This is a genomic window from Chitinophaga sp. (assembly GCF_035564935.1).
Lineage (GTDB): Bacteria > Bacteroidota > Bacteroidia > Chitinophagales > Chitinophagaceae > Chitinophaga.
In genome coordinates, this window is sequence record NZ_DATMTE010000538.1 from 1 (window position 1) to 4600 (window position 4600).

Below are 4600 nucleotides of genomic sequence, written 5' to 3' on the forward strand. Positions count from 1 at the left end.
GGTAAAATTTTAAATATCTGTAACAAACTGAAAAAAAGATTTTGAGAATTGAAAAAATCTCTTAATTTTGCGCTCTCTTTCAACGAGTTACTTTATTGAAAGAATGTTTTTTGAAAGATGCCAGCATAGCTCAGTTGGCCAGAGCTACTGATTTGTAATCAGTGGGTCGGGGGTTCGAATCCCTCTGCTGGCTCATCGGTTTTTATTTGGTGATACAGATGCGCCGGATGACAAAATCAAAAGATAGTTAGGGCAGGTTCCAGAGCGGCCAAATGGGGCGGACTGTAAATCCGCTGACTACGTCTTCATAGGTTCGAATCCTATCCTGCCCACAAAACAGCGTGTTCCGCTTTTGCCCTTCGCAGAGGCGGAACATAGTTGTGAGTAGAAGGTGAGTTATTCAGAAGTAGTAGACAATACCCTAAACCTGTGGTACAACAGCCTTATAAAGCTCTTATTTTTATTCTAATAATTCTATAAGTGGAAAGTTGCAGTGTTGTTTGCCGGAAGCTTAGTGAATTAAAAAATGCGGGAGTAGCTCAGTTGGTAGAGCGACAGCCTTCCAAGCTGTAGGTCGCGGGTTCGAACCTCGTCTCCCGCTCGTATTTTTAAGCAATTTTTCAAGCTGTTGTAGCTCAGGGGTAGAGCACTTCCTTGGTAAGGAAGAGGTCGAGAGTTCAATTCTCTTCAACAGCTCAATGAATTTTAGAAGAATAGTTGTAGTGAGTTTTTCAATCGCCTCAACAAACTCCATAAAATTCGAATTTCGGAATTCGAATTTGTAAATTCTGCACTCCGAAATTAAAACTTAGCGTTGTAGCTCAATGGAAGAGCAACCCATTTTTATTTAGGGAAGGCCATGAGTTCAATTCTCATCAACGGTACAAGTTTGTAAAACCGTTTTTTTAAAACAACAATCAATACAATCTTTACAAACCATCTAAAAAGAAAATACAATGGCAAAAGAAACCTTCAAGCGGGATAAACCCCACGTAAACATTGGTACCATCGGCCACGTGGATCATGGTAAAACTACTTTGACTGCTGCCATTACCACAATTTTGGCAAATAAAGGTCTGGCAGAGAAGAGAGGATATGATGAGATCGATGCTGCTCCTGAAGAAAAAGAAAGAGGTATTACTATCAATACAGCTCACGTTGAGTATCAGACAGCTGCTCGTCACTACGCTCACGTTGACTGTCCTGGTCACGCTGACTATGTGAAGAATATGATCACCGGTGCTGCTCAGATGGACGGTGCTATCCTCGTGGTGGCAGCTACAGATGGTCCTATGCCGCAAACAAGAGAGCACATCCTGCTGGCCCGCCAGGTAGGTGTACCTCGTATTGTAGTATTCATGAACAAAGTTGACCTGGTAGACGATCCTGAACTGCTGGAACTGGTAGAGATCGAAATTCGTGATCTGCTGTCTTCTAACGGTTTTGATGGTGACAACGTTCCGGTTATCCAGGGTTCTGCAACCGGCGCTCTCGCTGGCGACGAAAAATGGGTGGCTGCTATCGACCAACTGATGGAAGCTGTTGATACTTACATTCCGCTGCCTCCTCGTCCGGTTGATCAACCGTTCCTGATGTCAGTAGAAGACGTATTCTCTATCACCGGTCGTGGTACCGTTGCTACAGGTCGTATCGAACGCGGTCGTATCAAAGTTGGTGAGAACGTTGAAATCGTAGGTCTGCAGGAAGAACCACTGAAATCTACTTGTACTGGTGTTGAGATGTTCAAAAAACTCCTCGACGAAGGTGAAGCAGGTGATAACGCTGGTCTGTTGCTCCGCGGTATTGAGAAAACCCAGATCCGTCGCGGTATGGTTATCTGTGCTCCGGGTTCTATCAAACCTCACTCTGAATTTAAATGCGAAGTATACGTACTGAGCAAAGAAGAAGGTGGCCGTCACACTCCGTTCTTCAACAAATACCGTCCTCAGTTCTACTTCCGTACAACTGACGTAACCGGTGAAGTTGAACTGGCTGCAGGTGTTGAAATGGTTATGCCTGGTGATAACGTTAGTCTGACAGTTAAACTGATCCAGCCTATCGCTATGGACAAAGGTCTGAAATTCGCTATCCGCGAAGGTGGTCGTACAGTAGGTGCCGGTCAGGTAACTGAAATCCTGAAGTAAGCCACTCAATTATATTAAAAGCCATTAGCTTTGGCGATTAAATGTCACAACTTTTTTATATGTTTGCTGACGCTGAAAGCTGAGTGCTAATGGCTTTATACACGGGTATGGTGCAACGGTAGCATACGGGTCTCCAAAACCTTTGATCTGGGTTCGAATCCTAGTACCCGTGCAGGGTTTAAAAAAATATTAAATGGTTGAATTGTTGTTATTATAAAATAAAACAAGTCAACCATTTTTTAGGCTTTAAACAATTGACCATAAATAGTTAACTTTATATAATGAATAAGATCAGAAACTATTTCCGAGAGTCTTATCATGAATTGGTTTACAAGGTGTCCTGGCCTACGTGGCAAGAGCTCCAGTCTTCTACCATGATCGTGCTGATAGCAACAATATTTGTTACCGCACTGGTATGGGGTATGGATGCCGCTTCCAACTTCGTGTTAAGTCACTATTACCAAATTTTCAAAGCTAAATAAATGGATGCAGCCAATCTTCCTGCTCAGGAAACAAAGTGGTATGTACTCCGCGTTGTTAGTGGCAAGGAAAAAAAAGTGAAGGAATACCTGGATATTGAAGTTCGTCGCTCCGATTGGGGCAACGTGATCAGCCAGATCTTCCTGCCGGTAGAAAAAGTTTATAAAGTGCAGGCTGGTAAAAAGGTAATGCGCGAAAAAAACTTCTATCCCGGCTATGTGATGATAGAAGCAGTAGATGGTAAAATGACCGATGAGGTAATACAGGCTATACGTAACGTATCCGGTGTTATTCACTTCCTCGGAAAAGAAAAACCTATCGCACTCCGCAAAGCAGAAGTGAACAAAATGCTGGGTAAAGTGGACGAACTGAGCGATCAGGGATTAACCATGAGCGAACCCTTCATTGTGGGCGAAACCATTAAGATCATTGATGGTCCGTTCAACGACTTCAACGGTGTGATCGAAGAGGTAATTGAAGACAAGAAAAAACTGAAAGTAACTGTAAAGATCTTTGGCCGCGCTACACCGGTAGAGCTGAACTTTATGCAGGTAGAAAAACTTTCATAGTAACTTATATACATCTTTATTGAAAAGCGTTCCGTTTGTGCGGAACGCTTTTTCTCGTTTATCGCATATGCCCTATATCTGTTGATATGAAATCAGTGATTGTTGTAATGCTCGGATGCCTGTTGGCTGGTGCCGCAGGGGCTCAGTCCGGGAAATCCAGACAGGTTAAACCGGCCGCAGCTGCGGCAATTGTTGCCATCCCGGAAGAGGCCACAACTTCTCCGGCGGTGATCGCGAAATGGCTGAAAGCCCATACAGGGAACGCTGTGGCGTTGCAACAAGCCCTGTTTAACTGGATGGCTACGCACATAACCTATGATGTGGAAAACATGAACCAGGTAAGCAGTTACCGGGATTCGGCGGCTGCGATGCTTAAAACACTGCGCACCCGCAAAGGGGTGGCTACCGATTATGCGGTTTTATATGCGCAGGTATGCAGGGAAGCGGGAGTGCCGGCTATTGTAGTAACCGGCTATGGCCTGCAGAATGGCATTCCTACCGGTTCGCACGATTGGGTGGTGGTGAAGAACGGAAGCCAGTGGTTGATAACGGACCCCACCTGGGGAGCCGGGGTGGTGGATAACGGCCGTTTTACCAGGGGAATTAACTGGACCTGGTTCCGGGCGGCGCCGCAGGTAGCGGTAAAAACCCATATGCCTTATGACCCGATGTGGCAGATGCTGCCTTTCCCTTTACGTCATGATGAGCAGGGTAGCCAGGCTTTTGCCGCAGCGGCAAAACGCCCTGTTTTTGCTTATAATGATACGTTGAGCAACTGGTTCCGGCAATCGCGGTTGCAGCGGCTGGAGTATGCTGCAGCGAGGATCCGCCGGTTCGGAGGAGCAGCCAATCCTTTTATCATGGCAGAGCTGGATTGGATGGATCAGTCGATCAAGGTGCTGGCCAACAACCAGGAAATTGAGGCACGTAACCGGAGAGTGGATGAATTTAACGGGCTGAACCGAAATTATAAAGCTATTGCGCAGTTATATAATGAATATGTGGATTTCAAGAACCGGCGGTTTACGCCGGAAGTAAAGGATGAAGTATTAAAAAAGATGATCGGGGAAATAGCGGTGAAGCTGGGGGCAGCTGAAAAGGTGCTTTCAGGGTTACAGGGTAGTGATGATGTGACCATGAAGGAGAATATAGCAGAATTACAGCGGGCGCTTGCGGAGATGAAGGACAAGGTGGGGAATGAGCAGCAGTTTGTGAATAAGTATATAAAAACGGAGAGGGGAAAGCGTAAGGAATTGTTTTATATACAAGTGGCAGATAAGTTGTAACTTTGCCGGCTTCGGACGGTAAGGAAATTTTATGGGAAATGCAATAGATTTGTAAAAAAAATCTGATCCAGAGCAAAAAGAATGCCCAATTTCAAATACTTTTTGACAAGTTCATAATAAT

Annotated in this window: 4 protein-coding genes and 6 tRNA genes; all 10 read left to right on the forward strand. The window is 45.0% G+C overall.

Annotation, left to right across the window (positions count from 1 at the left end; all coding sequences use genetic code 11):
* Positions 1 to 119 precede the first annotated feature (119 nt).
* The 10 genes from VN105_RS13865 to VN105_RS13910 all read left to right on the forward strand — a co-directional run bounded on the left by VN105_RS13865 (position 120) and on the right by VN105_RS13910 (position 4479).
* Positions 120 to 193 (forward strand) — tRNA-Thr (locus VN105_RS13865).
* 57 nt (positions 194 to 250) lie between these two features.
* Positions 251 to 332: transfer RNA gene (locus VN105_RS13870), tRNA-Tyr, on the forward strand.
* 196 nt (positions 333 to 528) lie between these two features.
* Positions 529 to 601, forward strand: a tRNA-Gly gene (locus VN105_RS13875).
* 23 nt (positions 602 to 624) lie between these two features.
* Positions 625 to 696: transfer RNA gene (locus VN105_RS13880), tRNA-Thr, on the forward strand.
* A 114-nt stretch (positions 697 to 810) separates the two neighbouring features.
* Positions 811 to 884, forward strand: a tRNA-Lys gene (locus tag VN105_RS13885).
* A gap of 72 nt (positions 885 to 956) precedes the next feature.
* Positions 957 to 2144, forward strand: a complete 1188-nt coding sequence (gene tuf, locus VN105_RS13890; protein ID WP_325641851.1) for an elongation factor Tu — start codon at positions 957 to 959, stop codon at positions 2142 to 2144.
* A gap of 101 nt (positions 2145 to 2245) precedes the next feature.
* A tRNA-Trp gene (locus VN105_RS13895) sits at positions 2246 to 2316 on the forward strand.
* A 109-nt stretch (positions 2317 to 2425) separates the two neighbouring features.
* Positions 2426 to 2626 (forward strand): preprotein translocase subunit SecE, encoded by a 201-nt coding sequence (gene secE / locus VN105_RS13900; protein WP_325641853.1) that lies wholly within the window; start codon positions 2426 to 2428, stop codon positions 2624 to 2626.
* On the forward strand, positions 2627 to 3193 hold the full coding sequence (nusG, locus tag VN105_RS13905) for a transcription termination/antitermination protein NusG (RefSeq protein ID WP_089902937.1): 567 nt from the start codon (positions 2627 to 2629) through the stop codon (positions 3191 to 3193).
* An 86-nt stretch (positions 3194 to 3279) separates the two neighbouring features.
* Positions 3280 to 4479, forward strand: coding sequence for a transglutaminase domain-containing protein (locus VN105_RS13910; RefSeq protein WP_325641857.1), 1200 nt, complete (start codon positions 3280 to 3282; stop codon positions 4477 to 4479).
* The last annotated feature ends 121 nt before the right edge of the window (positions 4480 to 4600 follow it).

What these genes read in the sequence shown, in the direction of transcription:
- secE (WP_325641853.1), top strand. Translation starts at nt 2,426, where the DNA reads ATGAATAAGATCAGAAACTATTTCCGAGAGTCTTATCATGAATTGGTT.
- VN105_RS13910 (WP_325641857.1), top strand. Translation starts at nt 3,280, where the DNA reads ATGAAATCAGTGATTGTTGTAATGCTCGGATGCCTGTTGGCTGGTGCC.
- tuf (WP_325641851.1), top strand. Translation starts at nt 957, where the DNA reads ATGGCAAAAGAAACCTTCAAGCGGGATAAACCCCACGTAAACATTGGT.
- nusG (WP_089902937.1), top strand. Translation starts at nt 2,627, where the DNA reads ATGGATGCAGCCAATCTTCCTGCTCAGGAAACAAAGTGGTATGTACTC.